Annotated in this window: 1 protein-coding gene; it reads right to left on the reverse strand. The window is 59.1% G+C overall.

Annotated elements, in window-relative coordinates:
• Nucleotides 1–883 (reverse strand): GH3 auxin-responsive promoter family protein (locus A3754_RS01570; RefSeq protein WP_197468364.1); only part of this gene is annotated, 883 nt, incomplete at both ends.

Raw genomic sequence — 883 nt, forward strand, 5'->3', positions numbered from 1 at the left:
GGATAACGCAGCGCAAAGGGGCCAGTTGCCCCAGGTTGCGTGCCAACTGGTAATGAAAATGCAGCTGCAACGCTGACTCCATCTGCACCGCTATGTGCTGCGCTACGGCCAGGTTTTCCCCTTCCAGTAACAGCACATAACCAGGTAAACCCTGCGCGGATTGATCCACCGCCACCGTGCATACGGGTAGTAATTCCTCCGGCAACGCCAGGGCCGCCATCGCACCATCCACAGCCGCCGCCGTCATTTTTTCACCAACCAGATCAGTGGTTCCTGCTCGCCCAAGGAATCGCAGGCTGGGAATACCGCCGACAAAATCATCCACTTCAACCAGATCGTTCAGGCGATAGCGCAACAACCCGCTACCGGTACTCATCAACGGCATGACCTGCTGCCCGGCCTCCAGTTGCCAGGGAGCGAAAATACGGCCATCGGTGGGATCCTGAAATTCATACACGTGGCTGCGATACGCCAGTGGATAACGGCCCGCATAGGGAATGGTAACTACGCCTTCGGTGGCCCATAGTCCTTTGCCCTGAAACGCGGCCTGGGGAAGTAACGCATGCAGCTCTTTTGCCCACGGCGTGGAGGCCGCCGTATCCCAGGCACTCACCAGCGCCAGTTTCGGCCACAGCGCCATCAGAAAATCCGCGTTTAAGCGGCCGTCCCACTCACGCAGCAAGGCTGCCGCTTGCGGAGACCAGGGGCAGGAGTCCACGGCACCACCAAGCATGCGGTTTCCCCAGCGCCCGGTGTTGAGTACCTCTGCAAGTTCCTCTCGCCACTGCGCTATGGCACGCAGCATCCCCAGCCCGAAAGTAGGACTCCAGATCGAAAGCATGGATAAAGACGGGTCGCTAACCAGATACGCAAGGGTGGCAAA

Source organism: Alcanivorax sp. HI0083, assembly GCF_001635175.1.